24 protein-coding genes are annotated in these 23212 nt (G+C 63.0%); 13 read left to right on the top strand and 11 right to left on the bottom strand.

Features of this window, described 5'->3' with window-relative positions; translation table 11 throughout:
* Positions 1-9: 9 nt before the first annotated feature.
* Together CHU94_RS11675 and CHU94_RS11670 are read left to right on the top strand one after the other, a co-directional pair.
* A complete protein-coding gene (locus CHU94_RS11675) occupies positions 10-1290 on the top strand; it encodes a D-amino acid dehydrogenase (RefSeq protein ID WP_094480016.1) in 1281 nt (426 codons plus the stop codon).
* Complete coding sequence (locus CHU94_RS11670; protein ID WP_094480014.1) at positions 1271-2659, top strand: L-serine ammonia-lyase; 1389 nt, start codon at positions 1271-1273, stop codon at positions 2657-2659. Before CHU94_RS11675 ends, CHU94_RS11670 begins: the two co-directional genes overlap by 20 nt.
* Before the next feature lie 21 nt (positions 2660-2680).
* Here the strand turns inward: CHU94_RS11670 and CHU94_RS11665 are convergent, their stop codons facing one another.
* From CHU94_RS11665 to CHU94_RS11650, 4 genes are all read right to left on the bottom strand, one after another.
* Positions 2681-3082: a DUF1428 domain-containing protein gene (locus CHU94_RS11665; protein ID WP_094480012.1), complete on the bottom strand. Its 402-nt coding sequence runs from the start codon at positions 3080-3082 to the stop codon at positions 2681-2683.
* A gap of 101 nt (positions 3083-3183) precedes the next feature.
* Positions 3184-4887 (bottom strand): YbaL family putative K(+) efflux transporter, encoded by a 1704-nt coding sequence (ybaL, locus tag CHU94_RS11660; protein WP_094480010.1) that lies wholly within the window; start codon positions 4885-4887, stop codon positions 3184-3186.
* Positions 4888-4893: 6 nt separating this feature from the next.
* Positions 4894-5442, bottom strand: coding sequence for a helix-turn-helix domain-containing protein (locus CHU94_RS11655; RefSeq protein ID WP_094480008.1), 549 nt, complete (start codon positions 5440-5442; stop codon positions 4894-4896).
* Positions 5443-5644: 202 nt separating this feature from the next.
* Complete coding sequence (locus CHU94_RS11650; protein WP_094480006.1) at positions 5645-6424, bottom strand: class III extradiol ring-cleavage dioxygenase; 780 nt, start codon at positions 6422-6424, stop codon at positions 5645-5647.
* A 139-nt stretch (positions 6425-6563) separates the two neighbouring features.
* Here CHU94_RS11650 and CHU94_RS11645 point away from each other — a divergent pair, with 139 nt between their 5' ends.
* The 3 genes from CHU94_RS11645 (at position 6564) to CHU94_RS11635 (ending at position 9417) form a co-directional block, all read left to right on the top strand.
* Entirely contained in the window at positions 6564-7649 is a 1086-nt protein-coding gene (locus CHU94_RS11645) for a calcium:proton antiporter (protein WP_094480004.1), read from the top strand.
* Positions 7650-7673: 24 nt separating this feature from the next.
* On the top strand, positions 7674-8576 hold the full coding sequence (locus tag CHU94_RS11640) for a LysR family transcriptional regulator (protein ID WP_094480002.1): 903 nt from the start codon (positions 7674-7676) through the stop codon (positions 8574-8576).
* A 94-nt stretch (positions 8577-8670) separates the two neighbouring features.
* The gene (locus CHU94_RS11635; RefSeq protein ID WP_176452013.1) at positions 8671-9417 is read left to right on the top strand and encodes an ABC transporter substrate-binding protein; all 747 of its coding nucleotides are present in this window, start codon (positions 8671-8673) and stop codon (positions 9415-9417) included.
* Here the strand turns inward: CHU94_RS11635 and nudK are convergent.
* On the bottom strand, positions 9414-10037 hold the full coding sequence (nudK, locus tag CHU94_RS11630) for a GDP-mannose pyrophosphatase NudK (RefSeq protein WP_094481030.1): 624 nt from the start codon (positions 10035-10037) through the stop codon (positions 9414-9416). The two genes, CHU94_RS11635 and nudK, sit on opposite strands and share 4 nt — an antisense overlap.
* A gap of 69 nt (positions 10038-10106) precedes the next feature.
* Here nudK and CHU94_RS11625 point away from each other — a divergent pair, with 69 nt between their 5' ends.
* On the top strand, positions 10107-10865 hold the full coding sequence (locus CHU94_RS11625; protein ID WP_094479998.1) for a DeoR/GlpR family DNA-binding transcription regulator: 759 nt from the start codon (positions 10107-10109) through the stop codon (positions 10863-10865).
* Between the two features lie 92 nt (positions 10866-10957).
* Here the strand turns inward: CHU94_RS11625 and aroQ are convergent, their stop codons facing one another.
* The 3 genes from aroQ to aroC are packed head-to-tail and all read right to left on the bottom strand — an operon-like array spanning position 10958 to position 13737.
* Positions 10958-11404, bottom strand: coding sequence for a type II 3-dehydroquinate dehydratase (gene aroQ / locus CHU94_RS11620; protein WP_094479996.1), 447 nt, complete (start codon positions 11402-11404; stop codon positions 10958-10960).
* Positions 11405-11428: 24 nt separating this feature from the next.
* The gene (locus CHU94_RS11615; RefSeq protein ID WP_369597400.1) at positions 11429-12637 is read right to left on the bottom strand and encodes an MFS transporter; all 1209 of its coding nucleotides are present in this window, start codon (positions 12635-12637) and stop codon (positions 11429-11431) included.
* A gap of 5 nt (positions 12638-12642) precedes the next feature.
* Positions 12643-13737 (bottom strand): chorismate synthase, encoded by a 1095-nt coding sequence (gene aroC / locus CHU94_RS11610; protein ID WP_094479994.1) that lies wholly within the window; start codon positions 13735-13737, stop codon positions 12643-12645.
* A 113-nt stretch (positions 13738-13850) separates the two neighbouring features.
* Here aroC and CHU94_RS11605 point away from each other — a divergent pair, with 113 nt between their 5' ends.
* On the top strand, positions 13851-14273 hold the full coding sequence (locus CHU94_RS11605; RefSeq protein WP_094479992.1) for a cupin domain-containing protein: 423 nt from the start codon (positions 13851-13853) through the stop codon (positions 14271-14273).
* Positions 14274-14276: 3 nt separating this feature from the next.
* Here the strand turns inward: CHU94_RS11605 and CHU94_RS11600 are convergent, their stop codons facing one another.
* Entirely contained in the window at positions 14277-14933 is a 657-nt protein-coding gene (locus CHU94_RS11600; RefSeq protein WP_094479990.1) for a glutathione S-transferase, read from the bottom strand.
* Positions 14934-15057: 124 nt separating this feature from the next.
* On the opposite strand from CHU94_RS11600, the gene CHU94_RS11595 reads away from it, so the two are divergent.
* The gene (locus CHU94_RS11595; RefSeq protein ID WP_094479988.1) at positions 15058-16275 is read left to right on the top strand and encodes a polyhydroxyalkanoate depolymerase; all 1218 of its coding nucleotides are present in this window, start codon (positions 15058-15060) and stop codon (positions 16273-16275) included.
* Positions 16276-16277: 2 nt separating this feature from the next.
* Here CHU94_RS11595 and CHU94_RS11590 read toward each other — a convergent pair whose 3' ends face one another.
* A complete protein-coding gene (locus tag CHU94_RS11590) occupies positions 16278-16745 on the bottom strand; it encodes a CBS domain-containing protein (RefSeq protein WP_094479986.1) in 468 nt (155 codons plus the stop codon).
* Between the two features lie 101 nt (positions 16746-16846).
* Here CHU94_RS11590 and CHU94_RS11585 point away from each other — a divergent pair, with 101 nt between their 5' ends.
* The 5 genes from CHU94_RS11585 to CHU94_RS11565 all read left to right on the top strand — a co-directional run bounded on the left by CHU94_RS11585 (position 16847) and on the right by CHU94_RS11565 (position 21789).
* Positions 16847-18160 (top strand): O-acetylhomoserine aminocarboxypropyltransferase, encoded by a 1314-nt coding sequence (locus CHU94_RS11585; protein ID WP_094479984.1) that lies wholly within the window; start codon positions 16847-16849, stop codon positions 18158-18160.
* A gap of 2 nt (positions 18161-18162) precedes the next feature.
* Positions 18163-18984 (top strand): alpha/beta fold hydrolase, encoded by an 822-nt coding sequence (locus CHU94_RS11580; RefSeq protein WP_094479982.1) that lies wholly within the window; start codon positions 18163-18165, stop codon positions 18982-18984.
* 68 nt (positions 18985-19052) lie between these two features.
* A complete protein-coding gene (locus CHU94_RS11575) occupies positions 19053-19394 on the top strand; it encodes an Mpo1-like protein (protein WP_094479980.1) in 342 nt (113 codons plus the stop codon).
* 492 nt (positions 19395-19886) lie between these two features.
* On the top strand, positions 19887-21080 hold the full coding sequence (locus tag CHU94_RS11570) for an AAA family ATPase (RefSeq protein ID WP_217901311.1): 1194 nt from the start codon (positions 19887-19889) through the stop codon (positions 21078-21080).
* Positions 21073-21789, top strand: a complete 717-nt coding sequence (locus CHU94_RS11565) for a hypothetical protein (protein WP_094479976.1) — start codon at positions 21073-21075, stop codon at positions 21787-21789. The genes CHU94_RS11570 and CHU94_RS11565 overlap by 8 nt, the downstream gene beginning before the upstream one ends.
* 181 nt (positions 21790-21970) lie before the next feature.
* Here the strand turns inward: CHU94_RS11565 and CHU94_RS11560 are convergent, their stop codons facing one another.
* The gene (locus CHU94_RS11560; RefSeq protein ID WP_094479974.1) at positions 21971-23197 is read right to left on the bottom strand and encodes a YhjD/YihY/BrkB family envelope integrity protein; all 1227 of its coding nucleotides are present in this window, start codon (positions 23195-23197) and stop codon (positions 21971-21973) included.
* Positions 23198-23212 lie beyond the last annotated feature (15 nt).

Here is a 23212-nt window from a genome sequence, read left to right as displayed (position 1 = left end):
GAGTGCTTTATGAAACACATAGCCATCATCGGCGGCGGCATCACCGGCGTCACCAGTGCCTACACCCTGGCCAACGCGGGCTACCAGGTCACCCTGATTGAGAAACACCGCTACGCGGGCATGGAGACGTCCTATGCCAACGGCGGCCAGCTCTCCGCGTCCAATGCCGAGGTCTGGACCCACCCCAGCACGATCGTGAAGGGGCTCAAATGGATGTTCACCAAGGACGCGCCCTTGTTGATGAACCCCACGCCCACTTGGCACAAGCTGAGCTGGATGGCCGAGTTTGTGGCCGCTATTCCCCGTTACCGCGACAACACCGAGGCCACCGCGCGCCTGGCCATTGCTGCGCGTGAGCACCTGTTTGGCTGGGCCGAAAAAGAAGGCATTGACTTCGACCACAAGCGCAAAGGCATCTTGCACATCTACCGCAACAAGGCAGGTTTTGACCATGCAGGCACCGTGTCCACCATGCTGGCGGCCGGTGGCCTGCCGCGCCGTGCGGTAACGCCTGACGAGATGCGCGCGATCGAGCCCACACTGCAGGGCCAGTACTACGGGGGCTACTACACCGAGAGCGATTCCACGGGCGACATCCACAAATACACGCACGGCCTGTCGCAGGCCTGCGCCCGGCTGGGTGTGACGTTTTTGTATGGCCATCAGGTGTTGAAGGCATCTGCCGATGGCACACGCGCCGAGTTGGTGCTACAGAGTGAAGCCGGCACCGAGACCCAGACGTTTGACGGCATCGTGGTGTGCGCCGGTGTGCATGGCCGTGGTATTGCCGCGCAGCTGGGCGACCGGCTCAACATCTACCCGGTCAAGGGCTACTCCATCACCGTGCACCTGAGCGACGAAGCCAGTCAGCTGGCTGCGCCGCAGGTGAGCCTGCTGGACGACGAAACCAAGCTGGTGACGAGCCGCCTGGGCCAGGACCGTTTCCGCGTGGCGGGCACCGCCGAGTTCAACGGCCTCAACCACGACATTCGCGCCGACCGCATCCGCCCGCTCATTCAATGGGTCAACCAATGCTTCCCCGGCGTGAGTACCCGCCGGGCCGAACCCTGGGCCGGCCTGCGCCCCATGATGCCCAATATGCTGCCGCGCGTGGGCCGGGGCAAGCGCGCCAATGTGTTCTACAACACCGGCCACGGCCACCTGGGCTGGACGTTGTCGGCCATCACCGCGCACCAATTGGTAGGGCATGTGCAACAGCACTTTGCAACGCAAGCTACTTCATCCACACTTAACCCACGAGGAGCACCCCATGGCAGTATCCGTATTTGATCTCTTCAAGATCGGCATCGGCCCCAGCAGCTCGCACACCGTGGGGCCCATGCGGGCGGCGCGGCAGTTTGTAGCGCGTCTGCAGCACGCAAACCTGCTGGCGCAAACCGCCAAGGTGCGCTGCTGGTTGCATGGCTCGCTGGGGGCAACGGGCAAAGGCCACGCCAGCGATGTGGCAGTGCTGCTGGGCCTCAGTGGCATGGAGCCCGACACGGTGGAGGTGGAGCAGATTGCGCCCACGCTGGCGCAGATCCGCAGCAGCCAGCGCATCACACTGGGTGGCGTGCACGGCTTCGCTTTCCACGAGAAGGACGACCTGCTCTTCATGCGCGCACCCCTGCCCTTTCACGCCAACGGCATGCGCTTTGTGGCGCTGGATGCGGCGGGCAATGAGCTGCAAGAGCGCATCTACTACTCGGTGGGCGGCGGCTTTATCGTGAGTGACGAGGTAGCGGCCGATGGCACGCGGCAAAAAGTGATTGCGCCCGACGCCACCGTGCTGCCCCTGCCCTTCACCAGCGGCGAGGCACTGCTGCAGCTGGCCGCACAACACAACCTCAGCATTGCGCAAATCATGCGCCGCAACGAGCAACATTGGCGCAGCGATGCGGACATCGACGCAGGGCTACTGCGCATCTGGCAGGTGATGCAGGCCTGCGTGCAGCGCGGCTGCGCCACCGAGGGCGTGTTGCCCGGCGGCTTCAAGGTCAAACGCCGCGCCAAAGCCCTGCGCGATGCACTGGTGAGCAAACCTGAGGAGGCTCTGCGCGACCCGCTGCAGGTACTGGACTGGGTGAACCTCTACGCGCTGGCCGTGAACGAGGAAAACGCCGCCGGTGGCCGCGTGGTCACTGCGCCCACCAACGGCGCAGCCGGCATCATCCCCGCCGTACTGCACTACTACACGCGCTTTGTGCCCGGCGCGAATGACCAGGGCGTCATCGACTTCCTGCTCACCGCCGCCGCCATCGGCATCCTTTACAAGGAAAACGCATCCATCAGCGGGGCTGAAGTCGGTTGTCAGGGTGAAGTGGGAGTGGCCTGCAGCATGGCCGCTGCGGCACTATGTGCCGTGATGGGCGGTACGCCCCAACAGGTAGAAAACGCAGCCGAGATCGGCATGGAACACCACCTGGGCCTGACCTGCGACCCGGTGGGCGGGCTGGTGCAAATCCCCTGCATCGAACGCAACGCCATTGCCTCCGTCAAAGCCATCAACGCGGCCCGCATGGCGTTGCGCGGCGACGGCAGCCACTTCGTGAGCCTGGACAAAGTCATCAAGACTATGCGCGAAACCGGCGCGGATATGAAGACCAAATACAAGGAGACGGCGCGCGGCGGGCTGGCGGTGAATATTGTGGAGTGCTAAAGCCCAGAGCGATGCAAGGGTTCAGGCCTCGTCTGCCAGCATGGGCAAGAACCCGCCAGCAATCAGGCGGGTGCCATCAAAGACAGGAGGTTGCCCTTCCAGTTGCATGCGCGGGTCACTGGTGAACGCGGCCATGCCCGCGTCCCGTGTGGCTTTGTCAGGCCACACCACCCAGGACATGACCACGGTTTCTCCGTCCTGCGCACCGGCGGCGCGTACAAAACTTCCATATGCATGCGCCCGCGCTCGCGTGCTCTCCCCATGGTAGCTTGAGGCGTCCGGCCCGGCATCGTCGAGCCAAGCCTCCATCACCCGCAGCGCGCCATGTGCCTTGACCACCATGGCCGACAAGCGCGCAAGCGCCTCATAGTCCACACGGTGCTCGCGGGGGACCGGAGCGAGGTAGCAATCGATATAGGACATGGGTGATCCTGTCAAAAATTGCTCCTAAAACAGGAGCTGTTTGCGCACATTCCATCGGCTCTAGAGCCCACTTTCATGCATATTTGCGATGGCCAATGCAATCAGTGGCGGGGTGTTGCTGCCGGTGCCACCAGGCCCAGCACGTGGCCAATCATGGATTTGGCCAACTCCGTTTCGCCTACAAACACGGTGCCTGCGCCGTCGCGCTCCAGCCGTGTGGCTTCTTCGACATTGTGGCTGCGCACCACCACGGCAATGTCGGGGTTGAGCGTGCGCGCCACTTCCACCATGCCGCGCACCTGCAGGGTCTCGGGGGTGGCAATCACCAGGGCGCGCGCCTCGCGGATATGGGCTTGCACCAGCACCATGGGTTCGGTGGCGTCGCCCCACACAGCCGGGATGCCCTGCCCGCGCAAAGACTCCACCGCCTCGCGGTTGGACTCGGCCACCACAAAGGGAATGCCACGCTCGGTCAGCGCGCCGGCAATCAGCTTGCCCACGCGGCCCCAGCCCACCAAGACCACCTGGTTGGCCAGGTACTTGGCCTCGGTGCTCATGGGCAGCTCAGCCAGAGGGTTGGACGCCAGCTCCAGGCGCGCCGCCAGCTTGGGATGGCGCTGCAGCCACTGCAGCAACGGCTGCACCGTGCCAAACACCACGGGGTTGAGGGCGATGGAGATCAGTGCACCGGCCAGGATTAAGCTGTTCCCCTCTTTGGGCAGCAGGTTCAGCGCCATGCCCAGGCCGGCGAGGATGAAAGAAAACTCCCCCACCTGGGCCAGGCTCGCCGCCACCACCAGCGCCGTGCGCGCCGGGTAGCCCAGCGCCAGCACCAGCGCGGCGGCGGCCAGCGTTTTGCCGAAGACGATGACCGCCACCGTGGCCAGCACATGCAGCGGCTCCTCCACCAGGACCATGGGGTCAAACAACATGCCCACGGATACAAAAAACAGCACCGCAAATGCATCTTGCAGCGGCAGCGTTTGCTCTGCCGCGCGGGCGCTGAATTCGGACTCCCGTAGCACCATACCGGCAAAAAAAGCGCCGAGCGCAAACGACACGCCAAACAAGGCCGCTGAACCATAGGCAATGCTGACCGCCGCGGCCACCACGCTCAGGGTGAACAGCTCGCGCGAACCCGTCTTGGTGACCTGCCAGAGAATCCACGGAAACAGGCGCCGCCCCACCACCAGCATGAAGGCGACAAAGCCCCCCACCTGCCCCAGCGTGATGGCAATCGTCATGGCCGTGCTGCGGTCAGTAGCCGCCGCTTTGCCCCCCAGCGAGGGCGCCAATGCAGGCAACAACACCAGCACCAGCACCATGGCCAGGTCTTCCACCACCAGCCAGCCAATGGCGATGCGGCCATCCGCCGCATCGGTCAGGCCCTGGCTCTCCAGCGCCTTGAGCAGCACCACCGTACTGGCCACCGACAGCGACACGCCAAACACCAAGGCCGCCCCCAGCGACCAGCCCCAGAACAACGCCACACCAGCCCCCAGCGCCGTGGCCACCACGATTTGCACGATGGCACCGGGCAGGGCAATCTTGCGCACGGCCATCAGGTCGTCGATGGAGAAATGCAGCCCCACGCCAAACATCAGCAGCATCACGCCCACCTCAGCCAGCTGGGAGGCGATCTGGGCATCGGCCACAAAGCCCGGCGTCGCCGGGCCGATCATGATGCCTGCCAGCAGGTAGCCCACTAGCGCAGGCAGCTTGAGCTTGGCGGCCACAAAGCCGAGGATGAGCGCCAAGCCAAAACCGGCGGCAAGGGTGGTGATGAGGCTGAGAGAGTGTTCCATGGTGTCTCAGGGCACAGGGTTGGGGGCTTGCGCGTGGGTGCGCAGGTAGTCGTCCACCGCTTGCTTGGCAATGCGGCGGTGGCCACCTTCAGAGCGGGTGACCTCGCCGAGCTTGCCCTGGTCGCACAGCATGGAGACATAGGGGCGGCTCATCCCCAGTTGGGCGGCTACTTCGGCGGTGGTGAGCAGGTCGCTGGCCGCGTCTACCCGGCGGGCGGATGGCTGTGCGGGCACGCTGCCGGCTGTGGCCTCCAACTGGGCCAGGGCACTCACCAGCTCCATGCGCTGGCGCGTCCCGTGGGCCGACGCCTCAGTCAGCGCCGAGGCGATGCCAAACGCCGCGACCTCAGCCAGCCGTTCGCACACGGCGTCCAACAGTGCGCGCGACTCGCCTGCGTCCGTCGGCAGGGGCAGCTCCAGCCCGGCCACACGCAGCAGCCGGTTTTTAGGTCCATCGGCAACCTCCACATGCTGTGCAAACGTGGTTTTGAGTTGCACAAACAGGCCCTGCAAGGTGGGCAGCGGGTTGCCGACGGTAGCGCTGGGTGGGGCCATGGTGTGCGCGCAGTGGCTGCGCCCGAGTTGTTCAGGCCCCTATTGTCACTTGCAAATACGACAAATTCGAAACAATCGAAATAAATACAAAACTTCTTTAACTCACTTGGCAAGCGAAAGCAGGCACTTTTGCTCCTAATTCAGGAGCTATTCGCGCAGTATCCACGCCCTCCAAGGCCAATTGGAGCCTTAAATTGGCCGATTACTGCAAGGTGAACGCATCCATGGCCAGCATGCTGTACATCACCTCGCGGCTCAGGTAGTCGGGCCGGGCATCGGGCCCTGCGGCGCCAAGCGCGAAAAACAGGGGCAAGAAATGGTCTTCGCTGGGATGGGCCCGGCTGGCATGGGGCGCCTGGGCCCGGTAGGTCAAGAGCGCATCCAGGTTGCCGCTGCTCAGCTTGTCTTCAATCCAGCGGCTGAACTCGGTGACATAGGGAGCGACCTCGCGCTCCCCCCCAAAAAACTCCGCCAGGTTGTGCGTCATGCTGCCCGAGCCCATGACCAGCACCCCCTGCGCACGCAGGCTCGCCAGGGCCGCGCCCATGGCGTAGACCTCGCGCGGGCCATAGCCCATGGGCAAAGCGACCTGCACCACCGGCACCTTCGCCTGCGGCAGCAGGTGCATCAGCGGTACCCAAGTGCCGTGGTCCATCGGGCGGGTGTCGTCTGGCTTGGCGCCGATCCCAGCCACCTGCAGCGCGGCAATCACCTCCTGCCCCAGCGCCGGGCTGCCTGGCGCGGGGTAATTCAGCTGATACAGCGCGGGCGGGAAACCACCAAAGTCGTGCCAGGTGCTGGGCTGGGCGGTGGTCATCACCGCAGGGCTGCGCGCCATCCAGTGCGGCGACATGATGACGATGCCCCGCAAGTCGGCCGGCAGGGTCGCCCCCCAAGCCGTCAATGCAGGGCCAGTGGTGCCAGTATCCACCGCAAAAAGCGGCGCGCCGTGGGAGACAAATAGGCTGGGCAACGTGGGCATGGCAATTCCTTGCGGAGTTCAAAAGTAATGCCTGCACTGTAAAAGCGCATAAACCAAAGATAAATATGCAAGCCATTGATTCAATGTCCTTGTTTTATTGACAATATGGTCCAACCGCCATTTTTGAAGAAAGCCCCGTATGCACCAGCAAGTCCCCCTCCCTCTTTGGTCTGTGGCCTGGCCCATCGTGGGCTGCGTGTTGTTGGCGGGCAGCATGTTCGGCCTGTCGGGCGGCTGGTGGGTGGCATTGCTGGCCGCCGGGCTGGTGGGCACCGTGCTGTCGGCGGTGCACCATGCCGAGGTGGTGGCGCACAAAGTGGGCGAGCCGTATGGCACGTTGGTGCTGGCACTGGCGATTACGGTCATTGAGGTCGCACTGATCGTCTCCATGATGCTGGCCAGCGGCCCCGAGACTACGGCGCTAGCGCGTGACACCGTCTTTGCTGCGGTGATGCTGATCCTCAACGGCATTGTGGGCATCTGCCTGCTGGCCGGTGGCAGCCGCTACCGCGAGCAGACCTTTGGCCAGCTGGGTGTGAGCGCATCGCTCACCACGCTGGCCGCCATTGCGGTGCTCACGCTGGTGCTGCCCAACTACACCACCAGCGTGATCGGCCCGGTCTACAGCCCCAGCCAGCTGGCCTTTGTAGCCATCGTGTCGCTGGTGCTCTACGGCACCTTTGTGCTGGTGCAGGCCGTACGCCACCGCGATTACTTTTTGCCCACCGAGGCCACCACCAACGAAGAAGTGCATGCCCAACCGCCCAGCGGCAAACACGCCGCCATCAGCGCCGGCCTATTGTTGCTAGGCCTGGTGGCTGTGGTGCTGCTGGCCAAAGCGCTGGCCCCCACGATTGAGGCGGCCGTGGCCAGTGCGGGTGCCCCCAAGGCGGTGGTCGGCATCATCATTGCCATGGTGGTGCTCTTGCCCGAAGGCCTGGCGGCCTACCGCGCGGCGCGGGCCAACCGCCTGCAAACCAGCCTGAACCTGGCGCTGGGCTCGGCCCTGGCCAGCATTGGCCTCACCATTCCGGCCGTGGCCATCGTGTCCCTGGCCACTGGCTGGACGCTGACGTTAGGCCTGGACATCAAGTCCAGCGTGCTGCTGCTGTTGTCGCTGTTTGTCTGCAGCCTGTCGCTGAGTACCGGGCGCACCACGGTGCTGCAAGGCACGGTGCACCTGGTGCTGTTGGCCACCTATTTGTTCACCACCATCGTGCCCTGAAGCCGCACAAACACGACCAGCGCCATGGACCAGTTTCGCCAGATGCAGGCCTTTGTGGCTGTGGTGCAGGCCGGCAGTTTTGTGCAGGCCGCCCAGCGGCTGGACACCTCCAAGGCCGTGGTCTCCCGCCTGGTGCTGGAGCTGGAAGCCGCGCTCAACACCCGGCTGCTGAACCGCACCACACGCCGCCTCTCGCTCACCGACGCAGGCAGCGAGTACGTAGAGCGTTGCCGCCAGATTCTGGAAGACGTGAACGACGCCAACACCATCGTGAGCGCAGGCACCGGCGTGGTGAGTGGGCGCCTCAAGATCAATGCGCCGCTTACCTTTGGCAACCTGCACCTGGCGCCGCTGTGGGGTGAGTTTTTGAAGCTGCACCCGCAGGTGGAACTCGACATCACGCTGACCGACCGCGTAGTGGACCTGGTGGACGAGGGCTACGACATGGCGGTGCGCATTGCGCTCTTGGCCAGCTCGTCGCTGGTGTCGCGCGCGCTGGCACACGACGAAGTGCTGCTGTGCGCCTCGCCCGCCTACCTGCGCAGCGCGCCGCCCATCACCACGCTGGACGATGTGGCCCAGCACAGTGTGATGGCCTACTCGTTATGGTCTGGCGGTGATGTATGGACGCTGACCGATGCGCAAGGCCAGCCCCACAGCGTGACCACGCACCCCCGCTTGCGCGCCAACAGTGGCGACACCTGCCGCGCCGCCGCGCTGGCAGACCAGGGCCTGATTTACCAGCCCGGTTTTCTGGTGGACGACGATGTACGCGCAGGCCGTCTGGTGCGGGTCTTGCCCGATTTGCGCGGGCCAACACTGGGCATCCACGCCGTCTACCCCACCCGTAAACATTTGCCGGGCAAGGTGCGCGCCATGGTGGACTTTCTGGCCAATGCGTTTGAGTTGCCCCTGTGGCGCGCCTAAGTAAGGCTGGCGCAGGGCGGGCATGCCAGAATCTTTGCTAAATACATTTACTTTTGTTGACATCTTGATCCACCGCCTCCCACGCCTTCACTGCATGCTACGGACCGTACTGGCTGGCATGGCGCTGGTGCTGGGCTGCAGCCAAGCGGCGTGGGCGGAGAAGGTGGAACTTGCCACGCTGGACTGGCCACCCTACTCCGGCGCGATTGCCGAACAGGGCTTTCTGTCGGTGGTCTTGCGCCAGGCCCTGGCCTACAGCGGCCACACGCTGCAAGTGCAGGTCTACCCCTGGAACCGCGCAGTCAAGACCGCCATGGGGGGCAGCAACACGGTACTCGGCTTTTACTCGGCCTCCCGGCTCGAATGCAGCGCTGCCAAAGGCACCACCTCCGACCCGATTGGCTATTTCCAGTTTGGCCTGGCCCAAGCCAAAGGCAGGCCGCAATGGCAAACCACCCAAGACCTGGAAGGCAAACGCGTGGGCGTGGTGGAGGGTTATGACAATGGCCCGGAACTGACTACGCTGATGGAAAGCAAACGAGTCCTAGCCGATGTCGCCATCAACGACCTGGCCAACCTGCGTAAGGTGCTGGCACAACGGGTGGACTATGCCTCGGTTGATTTGCTGGTTTTTAATTACCTCCAACGGGAACACGAGTTACACGGCCTGGAACTGGCCAAACAACCCGTCACTGGCCGCCTGCCCCTGTATGTGTGCTTCAACGCCAGCCCGCGCGCCCAAGCCATGCTACAGACCCTGAATGCAGGCCTCAAGAAAGTGGACGTCCAGGCGGTCGCGCAAAACTATGTGCGTGGCATCACCGCAGGCAAGCGCCCCTAAACCCGCAAGCCCGCCAGCCCCTGCAGCGCCGCGTGCTGCAGCAGCATGATGGTCTTGCCATCCTGAATCTCGCCACTCTGCACCATGGCCAGCGCTGTGGCCAGCGGCAGCTCCAGCACCTCAATGTCTTCGCCCTCGTGGGCCAGGCCCCCACCTTCGCCGGTTTGCTGGTGGCTCTCGTACTCGGCCATAAAAAAGTGCAGCTTCTCCGTCACCGAGCCGGGGCTCATATAGGCCTCAAAGATCTTGCGCGGTGACTCGATCTGAAAGCCGGTTTCCTCCTGCACCTCGCGACGAATGCAGGCCTCGGGCTCGGCGCCATCGAGCAGGCCCGCGCAGGCCTCGATCAGCATGCCATTGGCATTGCCATTCACAAAGGTTGGCAAGCGGAACTGCCGCGTGAGGATGACCGTGCCGCGCCGGGCATTGAACAGCAGCAGCGTGGCGCCATTGCCCCGGTCATAGGCCTCGCGGCTCAGGCGCTGCCAGCTACCGTCGCGGCGCTGAAAGTCAAACGTGACCTTGCTGAGCCTGTACCAGTTGTTGGACAGCAGCTCGGTGTCGATGATGCGCACTGCGGGTGCGGGCGCCAGCGTGGGGGCAGAAACGGACGGGGACATGGAAACCTCCTGATTGCGCAGTATCATGCACTATCGCGCAATTTCGTGCAAACATGTGCACCCACTTTCATGCTCACCACCCAACGCAAACAGCTGATCCTGCAACGCCTGGCCACCCAGGGCCAGGTGCTGGCCAAGGCCCTGGCCGAAGAGCTGGGCACCTCCGAAGACACCATCCGCCGCGACCTGCGCGAGCTGGCGCAAGAGGGCAAGCTGCAGCGCGTGCACGGCGGCGCCCTGCCCGCCTCCGCGGCGGTGGCCGACCTGGGCACGCGCAGCACGGTGTCGCCCGCCGACAAGGTGGCACTGGGCCGCGCCGGTGCAGCCATGGTCAAACCTGGGCAGCTGGTGCTGCTGGATGGCGGCACCACCGCGCTGCAGGTGGCGCGCCACCTGGCCCCCGACCTGCGCGCCACCGTCGTCACCCACAGCCCCACGGTGGCCGTGGCACTGGCGCAGCACACACACATCGACATCATCATGCTGGGCGGGCGCCTGTACCGCCACTCCATGGTGAACGTAGGCGCCGCCGTGATCGACGCGGCCACCCGCTACCGCGCAGACCTGTTCTTCATGGGCGTGACGGGCGTGCACCCCGAAGCGGGCCTGAGCACGGGCGACGGCGAGGAAGCCGATGTGAAGCGCGCACTCAGCGCGCGCGCTGCAGAGACAGTGGTGCTGGCCTCCAGCGAAAAACTCATGACCGCGTCCGCGTTTGTGATTGCGCCGGTCAACACACTGGCGGCGCTGGTGGTGCCGAGCGACACGGCCGCGGCGACGGTGCATGGGTTTCGAAAACTGGGCGTATCCGTGCTGTCAGCGGCGTAAGCTCCGTGAACCAGATGCAAAATTGCTATGAATTCAATAGCTGCTTGCGCATGTATCACAAGGGCTAGAGGCCCAAAAGGCTTAAAACTTTCTTATTGCATCCCCGCCAGCGCAGCCACTGCCAAGGCATAGCCATTGACCCCGAAGCCCGCCATCACGGCTTTGGCGGCGGGCGAGATGTAGGAGTGGTGGCGGAAGGCTTCGCGGGCGTGCACGTTGCTGATGTGCAGCTCGATCAGCGTGATGCCGGTGCCTTTGATGGCGTCGTGCAGGGCCACGCTGGTGTGGGTGTAGGCCCCGGCATTCAGGATCACGCCAGCCAGCTTGCCCTGCGCATGCAGGCGTCCAGCTTCATGCAGCCAGTCCACCAGCGTGCCTTCGTGGTTGCTTTGGCGGAAGTCCAGCGTGAAGCCGTGGGTCTGGCAGGCGCGTTCGCACAGCGCTTCCACATCAGCCAAGGTCTGCGAGCCATAGACCTGGGGCTCGCGCGTGCCCAGCAGGTTGAGGTTGGGGCCATTGAGGATGAGTGCGGTTTTCATGAGGACGTCCTTGTAGAAAAACGGTTACGCGGCAGGCAGCGCCGCAGGGTGGCGCAAACGCCAGACTTTGTAGGCACAGGCCGTGGCCAACACCGCCATGACAGATGTGCCCCAGAACACACTGCCTAGCCCAAAGTGCTGGCTGAGCTGGCCGCCCAGCAGCCCGCCCAGCACGCCCGGAATGCCATAGCCAATGATGATGTACAGCGCCTGGCCACGCCCGCGCAGGCTGCCCGGAAAGTGGTGCGACACCAGCGCAATGCAGGCGCTGTGGTGGGCCGCAAAGGTCAGCGCATGCAGGGCCTGGGCGATCACCAGCACCCACAGCACCGAGGCCAGCGAGGCGGTCACCGCCATGCGGAACACCATCACCAAGGCGCACAACACCAGCCATCCGGTCAGGCTCACCCGCGGCATCCAGCGGCTTTGGGTAAAGAACCAGCCAATCTCTACGGTAACCGACACCGCCCAGAGCAGGCCGATCATGGTTTTGCTGTACCCCAGCGAATCCATGTAAAGCGAGAAAAAGGTGTAGATGCCCATGTGCGAGAGCACATGGAAAAACACCGAGGCAAATAGCCAGCGCACCGCGGGTTGCGCCAGCACCGGGCCCATGGGTAGCGATGCTGCACCTGCCGTGGCGTGGTGCGCCTCTTTCACATCGGGCATGCGGTAGGCAAACACCACCAGCACCACCAGGCTCACGCTCACGATGAGCGGAAAACTGCGCATGCCTACATGCTCAAACCAGGCCCCGGCGCCCAGCACCGCCAGCATGAACCCCAAGGAGCCCCACAGGCGCACACGGCCATAGAGCTTGGTATCAAAGCTCCCGCCCTGACTCACCACATGGGCCACTGCGGCCTCGGTCATGGGCATCATGCCGCTGGTCTGGGTGAACATGATGAGCAGCACCGCCGCCAGCCACCACGCCCCGCCGTTGAACCAGAGCCCCGCCGAGGCCACCAGCGCCGTGAGTGCGCCCCAGCGCAAGAGCTTGGCCCGTTCACCGGTACGGTCACTCAGCGTGCCCCAGGCGTAGGGCGCAAACATGCGCGTGGCCGCCTGCACCGAGGTCAGCACACTGATGACCACCAGGCTCAGGCCCAGGTCTTTGAGCCACAGCGGAAGAAAAGGATTGAAGAAGCCCGCATGGGCGCAGTAGGCCGCCGTCAGCGCGGCGAACGGCATGATCTGGTGGCGCTTGCCAGGCTGCGCCGGGGACGCGGCCACGGTACTCAAACGCTGCCTGCGATGGGCGTGAGCGCGGGCACCACATCACCGCACTGCGCGCGGTGGCGCAGCGCATGGTCCATCACCACCAGGGCCAGCATGGCCTCGGCAATGGGGGTGGCACGTATGCCCACACAGGGGTCGTGGCGGCCCTTGGTGATCACCTGCGTGGGGTTCCCCTGCGAGTCGATGGAGTCGCGCGGCGTGATGATGGAACTGGTGGGCTTGATGGCAATGCTCACTTCCAGGTCTTGCCCGGTGGTGATGCCGCCCAATACGCCACCCGCGTTGTTGCTAGCAAAGCCATTGGGGGTGAGGCTGTCGCCATGCGTGGTGCCATGCTGCGCCACGCTGGCAAAACCGGCGCCAATCTCCACGCCCTTGACGGCGTTGATGCCCATCATGGCGTAGGCAATGTCCGCATCCATCTTGTCAAACAGCGGCTCGCCCAGGCCCACGGGCACGTTGGTCGCAGTCACGCGCACTTTGGCGCCGCAAGAATCGCCCGCCTTGCGCAGTGCGTCCATGTAGTCTTCCAGCGCCTGCACATCGGCCACCGGGGCAAAAAACGGGTTGTGGGGCACGTGCTCCCAGCTCTCAAAGGCAATGGGCAACTCGCCCACTTGGGTCATGCAGCCGCGGAATTCGGTACCGAACTTTTCCTTGAGCCACTTCTTGGCCACGGCCCCGGCCGCCACCATGGGCGCTGTCAGCCGGGCGCTGGAGCGGCCACCACCACGTGGGTCGCGGATGCCGTACTTCTGGAAGTAACTGTAGTCGGCGTGGCCGGGACGGAAGGTCTCCAGGATGTTGCCGTAGTCCTTGCTGCGCTGGTCGGTGTTCTGAATGAGTAGCGCAATCGGCGTGCCGGTGGTCTTGCCTTCATACACACCGCTCAAGATCTGCACCGCATCGGGCTCGTTGCGCTGGGTCACGTGGCGGCTGGTACCAGGGCGGCGGCGGTCCAGGTCGATCTGGATATCAGCCTCTGTCAGGGCCATGCCGGGGGGGCAACCGTCAATGATGCAGCCAATGGCCGGGCCGTGGGATTCACCAAAGTTGGTGACGGTGAAGGTGTGTCCGAAGGTGTTGCCGCTCATAGTGGGCGAATTATCCCAGACCGGGCTACACGCACCTGAGGCTGGAACACTTTATGCATCGTGCTGCAGCGCACCATTTCAGTGTTTCCCGCTTGTTTGAACAGGAGTGAGCCATGCTAGACCGCACCAGCACCCAGTTTTCCCACGTCAAGCCTGAGGACACGCAATTTGTGTCGGGCGGACTGCGCGATTTTTTCCTGTACCGCGATCTCGGTGTGGCAGAAGCCACGCACGGCAAGGTGATTGCGCACCTGGTGAAGGCGAATATGGCACCAGAAACAGGCACCGGATGGCACCGCCATGAGGCAGATTTCCAGATTGTCATCATGACCAAGGGCTGGGCCAAGTTCATGTACGAGGACAAAGAGACCTTGGTGCAGGCCGGTGACGTGGTGCACCAACGCCCCGGCATCCGCCACTACCTCTTCGACTATTCGCCGGACATGGAATATCTGGAAATCGTCTCGCCCGCCGATTTCAAATCGATTGACGTGGACCCGGTATGTGCGGTGCCAGCGCCCACGCCGTGGGAATAATTTTCAGAACTCCGCGTCGAGCTCGTCGATTTCCTCGGGCTCGGCTTTCGCAGCCGCCACCCACTCCTGCATGGCAGGCAGCGCCATGATGCGCTTGCAGTAGGCCGCAGCCGCCTTGTCGATGGCCACGTCGTAGGTCAGAAAACGCGTCACTACGGGGGCGTACATCGCATCCGCGAGGCAAGGCTGTTTGCCAAACAGGTAGGGGCCGCCATACTGCTGCAGGCACTCGGTCCAGATGGCCAACACACGGTCGATATCAGCCTGCGCGCGCGACCAGACCTTGAACCCCGGGAAATGCGCCTTAAGGTTCATGGGCAAAGCACCGCGCAACGAGGCAAAGCCAGAATGCATCTCGCCACACACTGCGCGGCAGTGCGCGCGCGCCTTGATGTCAGCGGGCAAGAGCCCGGCTTTGGGTTTGACCTCGTTGAGGTACTCCCCAATTGCCAACGTGTCCCACACGTTCACCCCGTTGTGTTGTAAGGAAGGCACCAACATGCTGCTGGAGAGCAGCAGCATCTCCGCCTTCATGGCCGGGTCGTCTGGGGAAATCACCTTTTCAGAGAAATCCAGACCTGCCAGCTTGGCCATCAGCCATCCGCGCAAGGCCCAAGCCCCATAGTTTTTGCTACTGATGGTCAGAACTGCCTTGGCCATGGGATGCTCCTCGCGCGGAAAAGGGAATGCCCGTCCCGTCGCAAGGCTTGTGCCAACACCTTGGCCCATAACTTGCCTGCAAGCTGTTCACCCGGCCACAAGCCGCTTTGACCACAGGACCACCATGCTGTACCAGGCCTACCAAACCCAGTCCGACCTCACCTCGCCCCTGCGCCTGATGGCACAAAGCCTGGGCGCCTCGCTGTGGATGAACCAGACCGAAGGCAGCATGCTGCGCAAAATGGCCGCGGGTATGGAAGTGCTGTCGCGCCTGCGGCTCACCCACACCCGCCCCGCCTATGGCATCGACAGCGTCAAGGTGGGCGACCGTGAGATTGCGGTGGCAGAACACGCCGTGCTGAGCATGCCCTTTGGCACCCTGCTCCACTTCCAAAAACAGGAGGCCACGGCAGAGCCCCAGCCCAAGGTGCTGCTGGTGGCGCCGCTCTCCGGCCACTTTGCCACGCTGTTGCGCGAGACCGCGCGCACGCTGCTGCAAGACCACGACGTGTACATCACTGACTGGCACAACGCCCGCGATGTGGCGCTGCGCCATGGCCCGTTTGGGCTGGACGATTACATAGCCCACATGATCCGCTTCACCCAAACCATCGGCCCGGGCACCCATGTGATTGCGGTGTGTCAGCCCTGCGTGGCAGCACTGGCGGCCACGGCCCTCATGGCCGAAGACGACGACCCGGCCCAACCGCGCAGCCTGACGCTGATGGCGGGTCCGGTGGACTGCCGCGTGAACCCGACCGAGGTCAACAAGCTGGCGGTGAGCAAACCCATTGACTGGTTTGAGAAGAACCTGATCAGCCACGTACCCCTGCCGCACGCTGGCTACATGCGCCGCGTCTACCCGGGCTTTGTGCAACTCAGCGCGTTTTTGAGCATGAACCTGGACCGCCACAAGCAGTCCTTCAAAGACCTGTACCAGCACCTGGTGAACGGTGATCTGGAGAAAGCCAACATCATCCGCGTGTTCTACGACGAGTACCTCGCGGTGAACGACCTGCCGGCCGAGTTTTATCTGGAGACGGTGGAGAAAGTGTTCCAGACCTACGACCTGCCACTAGGCAAGCTCAGCTACAAAGACCGTATCGTCAACCCTGCAGCCATTCGCCGCACGGCGCTGATGACCGTGGAAGGCGAGCGCGACGACATTTGTGCCGTGGGCCAGACGGTGGCTGCGCAAGATTTATGCAGCGGCGTGCGCCCCTATAAAAAAACACACCATGTGCAAACCGGGGTCGGGCACTATGGTGTGTTCAGTGGACGCAAGTGGAACCAGCAAATCTACCCGCGGGTGCGGGACATGATCCACGCAAACGACAACTAGGCTCAGGTGTTTTCTGCCTGGGGCTTTTCAGCCTCACCTTCAGGCCAGTCTCGGATGTAGGCCTTGAGCATCTTGTTCTCGAAATTCTGGCTGTCCACCACGGCCTTGGCCACGTCGTAGAAACTGATCACCCCCATGAGCAGGCGGTTGTCGATCACGGGCATATAGCGCGCGTGGCGCTCCAGCATCATCCGGCGCACCTCGTCCATCTCGGTTTCCATGGTGCAGGTCAGTGGGCCGGGGTCCATGGCGCGGTAGACGCTGGTGGTACCGAAGGAGCCGCCGTTTTTGACGACGGCCTGAATCACCTCGCGGAAGGTCAGCATGCCTACCACCAAGCCGTGGGAAATAACCACCAGCGAGCCAATATCCTTCTCGGCCATCAGCTGGGCGGCATCGGCCAGGCTGTCCTCTGGCGTGGTGGTGAAAAGCGTACCGCCTTTGACGCGCAGGATATCGCTGACTTTCATGGGGTTTCCTCGTGGCACAGGGATTGAAACAGTGCATCAAATATAGCCCACAATGCCCCAGTTTCATCCCGATTACCAAGTGACTTTCACCGGAGAACCCCATGCCTGGTTACGCTGACCCCGGCTTTGACACCCTGGCCCTGCACGCCGGTGCCGCGCCCGACCCCACCACGGGTGCCCGCGCAGTGCCCATCCACCTCACCACTTCGTTTGTGTTCGAGTCCAGCGAACATGCGCAGTCGCTGTTCAACCTGGAGCGCGCAGGCCACGTCTACAGCCGCATCAGCAACCCCACCAACGCCGTGTTTGAGCAACGCATGGCAGCACTCGAAGGTGGCATTGGCGCCATTGCCACCTCCAGCGGCCAGGCCGCGCTACACCTGGCCATCGCCACCCTCATGGGCGCGGGCGGCCACATCGTGGCCAGCACCGCGCTCTATGGCGGCTCGCAAAACCTGCTGCACTACACACTGCGGCGCTTTGGCATTGAAACTACCTTTGTGAAGCCGGGCGATGTGGACGGCTGGCGCGCCGCGGTGCGCCCCAACACCCGTCTGTTTTTTGGCGAGACGGTGGGCAACCCCGGCCTGGACGTGCTGGACACGCCCACCATTGCACAGATTGCGCACGAGGCCGGCGTGCCGCTGCTGGTGGACTCCACCCTCACCTCGCCTTGGCTGGTACAGCCCTTGAGCCAAGGCGCCGATTTGGTCTACCACTCGGCCACCAAGTTCCTCAGCGGCCACGGCACCGTGATTGGCGGTGTGGTGGTGGACGGTGGCAGCTTTGACTGGGCGCGTGCGTTTGAGGCCAGCGGCAAATTTGCCGAGCTGGCCGCGCCCTACGAGGGCTTCCACCACATGAACTTCAGCGAGGAAAGCACCGTGGGCGCCTTCCTGCTGCGCGCACGGCGCGAAGGCCTGCGCGACTTTGGCGCTTGCATGAGCCCACACACTGCGTGGCTGATTTTGCAGGGCATCGAAACGCTGGGCCTGCGCATGGCGCGCCACATCAGCAACACCGAGAAGGTGGTGCAATTCCTGGCCAGCCAGCCCTTTGTGGGCCGCGTTGGCCACCCGCTGCTGGAAAGCCACCCCAGCCACGCACTGGCGCAAAAGCTGCTGCCCAAAGGCGCCGGCTCCGTGTTCAGCTTTGACCTGAAGGGCAACCGCGAACAAGGCAAGAAGTTCATCGAAACACTCAAGGTCTTTAGCCACCTGGCCAATGTGGGCGACTGCCGCAGCCTGGTCATCCACCCCGCCAGCACCACCCACTTCCGCATGAGCGACGAGGCACTGGCCGCCGGTGGCATCACCCAGGGCACCATCCGCCTGTCCATCGGCTTGGAAGACCCGGACGATTTGATCGACGACCTGAAACGCGCGCTCAAGGCGGCCGAGAAAGCAGGAGCCTGACCATGGAACTCTTCGTCAACGGCGCCAAGGCCTACTGCTACACCGGTGGCAAACCTTTTGACGCTGCCAAACCCACCGTGGTGTTTATCCACGGCGTGCTCAACGACCACAGCGTCTGGATTCTGCAAAGCCGATACCTAGCCCACCACGGCTACAACGTGCTCGCCGTGGACCTGCCCGGCCACTGCCGCAGCGGCGGCGAAGCTCCTGCCAGCGTGGAAGAAGCGGCTGATTTCATCGTCGCGCTGCTGGATGCTGCGGGCGTGGGCAAAGCAGCACTGGTGGGCCACAGCTGGGGCTCGCTCATTGCGCTGGAAGCGGCTGCACGCCTGAAAGAGCGCGCCACCCACCTGGTGCTGGTCGGCACGGCCTATCCCATGAAGGTGTCGCCCGCGCTGCTAGAGACATCCCTGAATGAACCCCTGAAAGCGCTGACCATGGTGAACGTGTTTTCACGCAGCACGCTGGCCGCGCCGCCCTCGGCACTGGGGCCGGGCACCTGGGTGTTTGGCAGCGGCATGGCGCTGGGGCGGCGTGTGTTGGCCAGCAACACGGCCGTCAATGTGTTCCACCGCGGCTTCTCGGCCTGCAACAACTACGCACACGGTGAAGAAGCCATGGCACTGGTGCAATGCCCAGTGCTGTTTGTGCTGGGTGAACAAGACCAGATGACCACACCCAAAGCCGCACAGCTGCTATTGGCCGTAGCCCGCCAACGCACAGCCCGCACCGAGCTGCACATGGTGCCCGTGGGCCACCACCAGATGACCGAAGCGCCGGAGCAAACCCTGTCCGCCCTGCGACAGTTTTTGGCCAGCCCCTAGGGCAAACGCGCTTGCCAAGTGCAAGCGCTCTGCCCGACCATGGCGCACTACCGATCAGGAGAGCGACCATGGACGCCACCAACACCCCCAGCCCCACCGCCGTGGACCCGCGCAGCTTCCAGAGCTTTGCGGAGTTCTACCCCTTCTATTTGGGCGAACACAGCAACACCACCTGCCGCCGCCTGCACTTTGTGGGCTCCACGCTCACCCTGGTGTGCCTGGCCATGCTGCTGGCCACCGGCAAACCACTGTACTTGCTGTACGGCCTGCTGTGCGGCTACGGCTTCGCCTGGGTCGGCCACTTCGGCTTTGAAAAAAACAAGCCCGCCAGCTTCAAACGCCCGCTCTACAGCTTTATGGGGGACTGGTGCATGTACCGGGACATCTGGGTCGGGAAGATTCGGTTTTGAGCCAGACAAGCAAACTGGCCGGAGGCCGTATTTCGCTATTTATTTTGTAGCTGCTCGCGCAGATGGGATGGACGCTAGAGGCTTCTTTTCTTTAAAAAAAACAGCGGCAAAATCTGTGGACTGCAAATAGTGCTCAAAGGCTTGGTAGCCAGGAGTCTTCTCCGGGCCACCGGAGCTGCCGTTTCCGATCGACAGCTCTTGGGTATGCCCGCGAACCCACTGCATCGCGGTTGGCTCCCGGTGGATCCTGGATTTCACCCAAATGAGCGGATTCACTCGACCTTGAACCGGACTAGCCATAAAGCGCGGCGACAATATCGCAAACGCGTGGAGGAAGCTCAGGCGACTTCGGGCTTAGAGAAAAGAGGCGATAGCTCTGTCAGCTGGCACGGATAGTTAGATTCGCTTTTGCATGCGGAGGACAACCTCTATTTCAAGCATGATTGGTCTTCCAATGTAAGTAAACACCGGAGAAGATGAATGATTCGACAATTGAAGATTCGCGGCTTCAAGTCCATCACAGAACTAGATATTGAGCTGGGTGTGGTGAACTGCTTCATTGGCGCGAACGGCGTGGGCAAGAGTAACGTGCTGGAGGCCTTGGGCGTGCTGGGGGCCGCCGCCAATGGCTCCGTGGACGATGAGGCACTGCAGCGACGTGGCGTGCGCCCAGGCTTGCCGCGACTTTTCAAATCGTCTTTTCATGACTTTCGTAGTCTGCCGCACATTGGTCTGGAAGCTGTGGCTGAGAGTGGTGCCACCTATAAGGTCAGCTTATTGAACCCGCTGGATTCCCCAGATCCAGCCTGGTCGTTCAAGACCGAGACGCTGACAGATGGCCTGCAAACCATCCTGACCGATGGGGTTCGCAGCAAAGGCAATCTCAACCCAAAAGCCGGCCTCGCGGCGCTCAAGTTAGTGGAACTGCCCGCTGAAAGCCCAGCGACTTGGATGCTGCAACAACTGCAGCAGTACGCGATCTACTGCCCCAATACGCCCACTTTGCGCGGCATACTGCCCGACCCGCAGACACGTGAACCGCTGGGTTTGTCAGGGGGGAGGTTAGCGGAGGCGGTAGCCGACTTGAAACGTTTCGCCGACGAGTCCCAAGGTGATTTGCTGGAGGACCTCCTTGGCCTTGTGGATTGGGCTGCGGACGTTGGCACCTCGCGCAGCGTGCAGGCGCTCCTCTCGCCATCGGTGGCTCGCAGCCAAGAGGTCTTAAAGTTCACCGACCGCTTTATGGCCACCAGCCGCAACGAACTGACGGCTTTTGACGCCAGCGAAGGTGTGCTGTACGTTTTGTTTACCGCCGCGCTGTGCTTGTCGCCGCGCAGCCCTGCACTTGTGGCCATCGACAATCTGGATCAGGCTTTGAACCCTCGGCTGGTCACCGCTTTGACCGAGCGACTGGTGAGCTGGCTTACTCAGGTACGTTCGGGCGCAGATAGAGGTTCGTCCAGACCCAAGCGGCAGCTGATGTTTACGGCACACAACCCTGCAGTGCTGGACGGACTGGATCTGGACAATGACGAAGTTCGGCTATTCGCCGTTGACAGGGACAGTAACGGCCACACCGTGGTGCGAAGGCTGAACCCGACGGTAGAGCTGAAAGCCCTGAATCGTGAATACCCGCTTTCGCGCTTGTGGATGATGGGGCACCTGGGGGCGGTACCGAATGTCTAGTCCGTTGCGAATTGCCTTGATCGCCGAAGGCAAGACAGAGTTGGATGTAATTCATGCTGCACTGAAGAGCATTCTTGCTCCTCGTACCTTCGTGTTGAATCAACTACAGCCCGAAGCTACTAGGCCCGACATGGGCACCGGCTGGGGCGGGGTCCTGAAGTGGTGCAAGCAACAGGCTGCCCGATGCCGCCCAAATGGGGGCCTAGTAGAGGACGACCCCACCCTATCGACCTTCGATGGCATCGTAATCCAACTGGATGCTGACGTAGCTACTTTCTCTTACGCAAACCTGCGCCCACCTTACACGAACGCCAGTGTCACCGCCGAAGGCTGGCAACCTTTGCCATGCCCTACCCACTGCCCTCCCGCACTCCTGCCGCCTGACGACCTGAACGCTGTGTTGCAGTCTTGGCTGGATCCGGCAATACCCGGTGCCAAGACTGTGGTGTGCATCCCCGCAATGAACACGGGCGCCTGGCAGGCTGCGGCCAAGTTGCCCGCCGGTCACGCCTTGCTCGCGAGTCTCGAGTGCAACCCAACCATTGAAGCCCAGATGTCGGTGTTACCGCTCAATCAGCGAGTTAACAAGAAGGACCGCAAGAGCCGCCTAGCCGCTGCAAACGCGGTCGCCACGCGATGGGGCGACTTAACGACTCTGTGTAGCCGCGCGCTGGCTTTTGAGCAAGCCATCCTAGTCGCATTCCCCTGAATCAGAGTCAAAGATACTGAATCCGCCTTTTTGGGGCTATTTTGAGCGTACGCTTTCCAGCCTTGAATCAGAGATGTCATAAGACCGCTTCGGGTCGCATACCGCCAAAACTCCTGCCAGTTAAAGCGAGAGGCGGCAACCACAGCCCCCCGTAACACCCACGACTGCAACGCAACGATTGCTACTCTTTCTGTAGCGCCTCACGCAGCGTAGTTGCAGGCCAGCGGCCAATTTTCCATAAATTCTCGGTGACCGCATCGGGCTTGAGCAGCGCCGCGCGCATCAGCGGCTCCAGCACCGTGCTGTCCGGGTCGGCCAGCAGCACGTAGCGGGCTTGGGCGCCATGCGCACCGGCTTCGCTGAGCTGGCCCACCCAGTCCAGGTCCACCAGCATTTGCAGCACCGGCTCCAGGCGCAGCGGGTCCACCTGCATGATGGTGCGCATCTGGGTCAGGGTCAGGCCCTTGTCGGCGCTGGTGCGGGCGCGCTCCAGCATTTGCAAGGATTCCAGCGCCAGCTGGAACTGCCAGCCGTGGCCCAAACGGCGGCGCGGCACACCGGCAATCAGGCTGGGCAGATAGGCGGTGAGCGCCGCACCCAGCAGCACGATGACCCAGGCCACATAGATCCAGATCAGCAAGATGGGCACGGTGGCAAAGGCGCCGTAGACCACCGAATAGGTGGGCACCTTGCTCAGGTACAGGGCCAGGCCCTTGCGCGCCAGCTCCATGCCAGCCGACACAAACAGGCCACCCATCCAGGCGTGGCCCCAGCGCACCTGGGTGTTGGGCACGTAGTGAAACATGGCCGCCATGCCAGCCGCCACCAGCACAAACTGCAGGCTGTCCAGCAGCAGGCTCACGCCACCGGGCAGCCCGCCCACCACCCCCTTGGAGGCCGACACGGCATACGACGTGAGCGACAGGCTGGCCCCCAGCAGCAGCGGCCCCAAGGTCATGGCGGCCCAGTAGATCAGCACGCGCTGGCCCAGAGGACGGCGCTTGCGCACGCGCCAGATGCTGTTGAGCGTGCGGTCGATGGTGAAGATGAGTGCCAGCGCGGTGCCTAGCAGAATGGCCAGGCCCGCAGCGCCCAGGCGGCTGGCCTTGCCGGCAAACTGGTTCAGGTAGCCCAGCACCTGGCGGGCGATGTTGTCGGGCACCAGGCTTTCAATCAGCCACTTCTGCAGCACGTCCTGAAACTTGGCAAACATGGGGAAGGCGGTGAACACCGCCAGCGCCACGGTAATAAAGGGCACCAGCGCAATGGTTGTGGTGAAGGTGAGGCTGCTGGCAGTGAGGCCTAGGCGGTCTTCGCGGAAGCGCTCGCGCAGGGTAAGGGCGGCGTCCCGCCAGGGGATGCTGGCCACGTCGTGCAGCCAGGGTTTGAGACGTTCGATCAGTTGCATCCGCCAATGATGCCA

It is taken from the genome of Rhodoferax sp. TH121, assembly GCF_002251855.1.
In the GTDB taxonomy this organism is placed as follows: Bacteria; Pseudomonadota; Gammaproteobacteria; order Burkholderiales; family Burkholderiaceae_C; genus Allorhodoferax.
The sequence above is the reverse complement of the archived record's forward strand: the minus strand, read 5'-3'. Positions and strand labels throughout refer to the sequence as shown.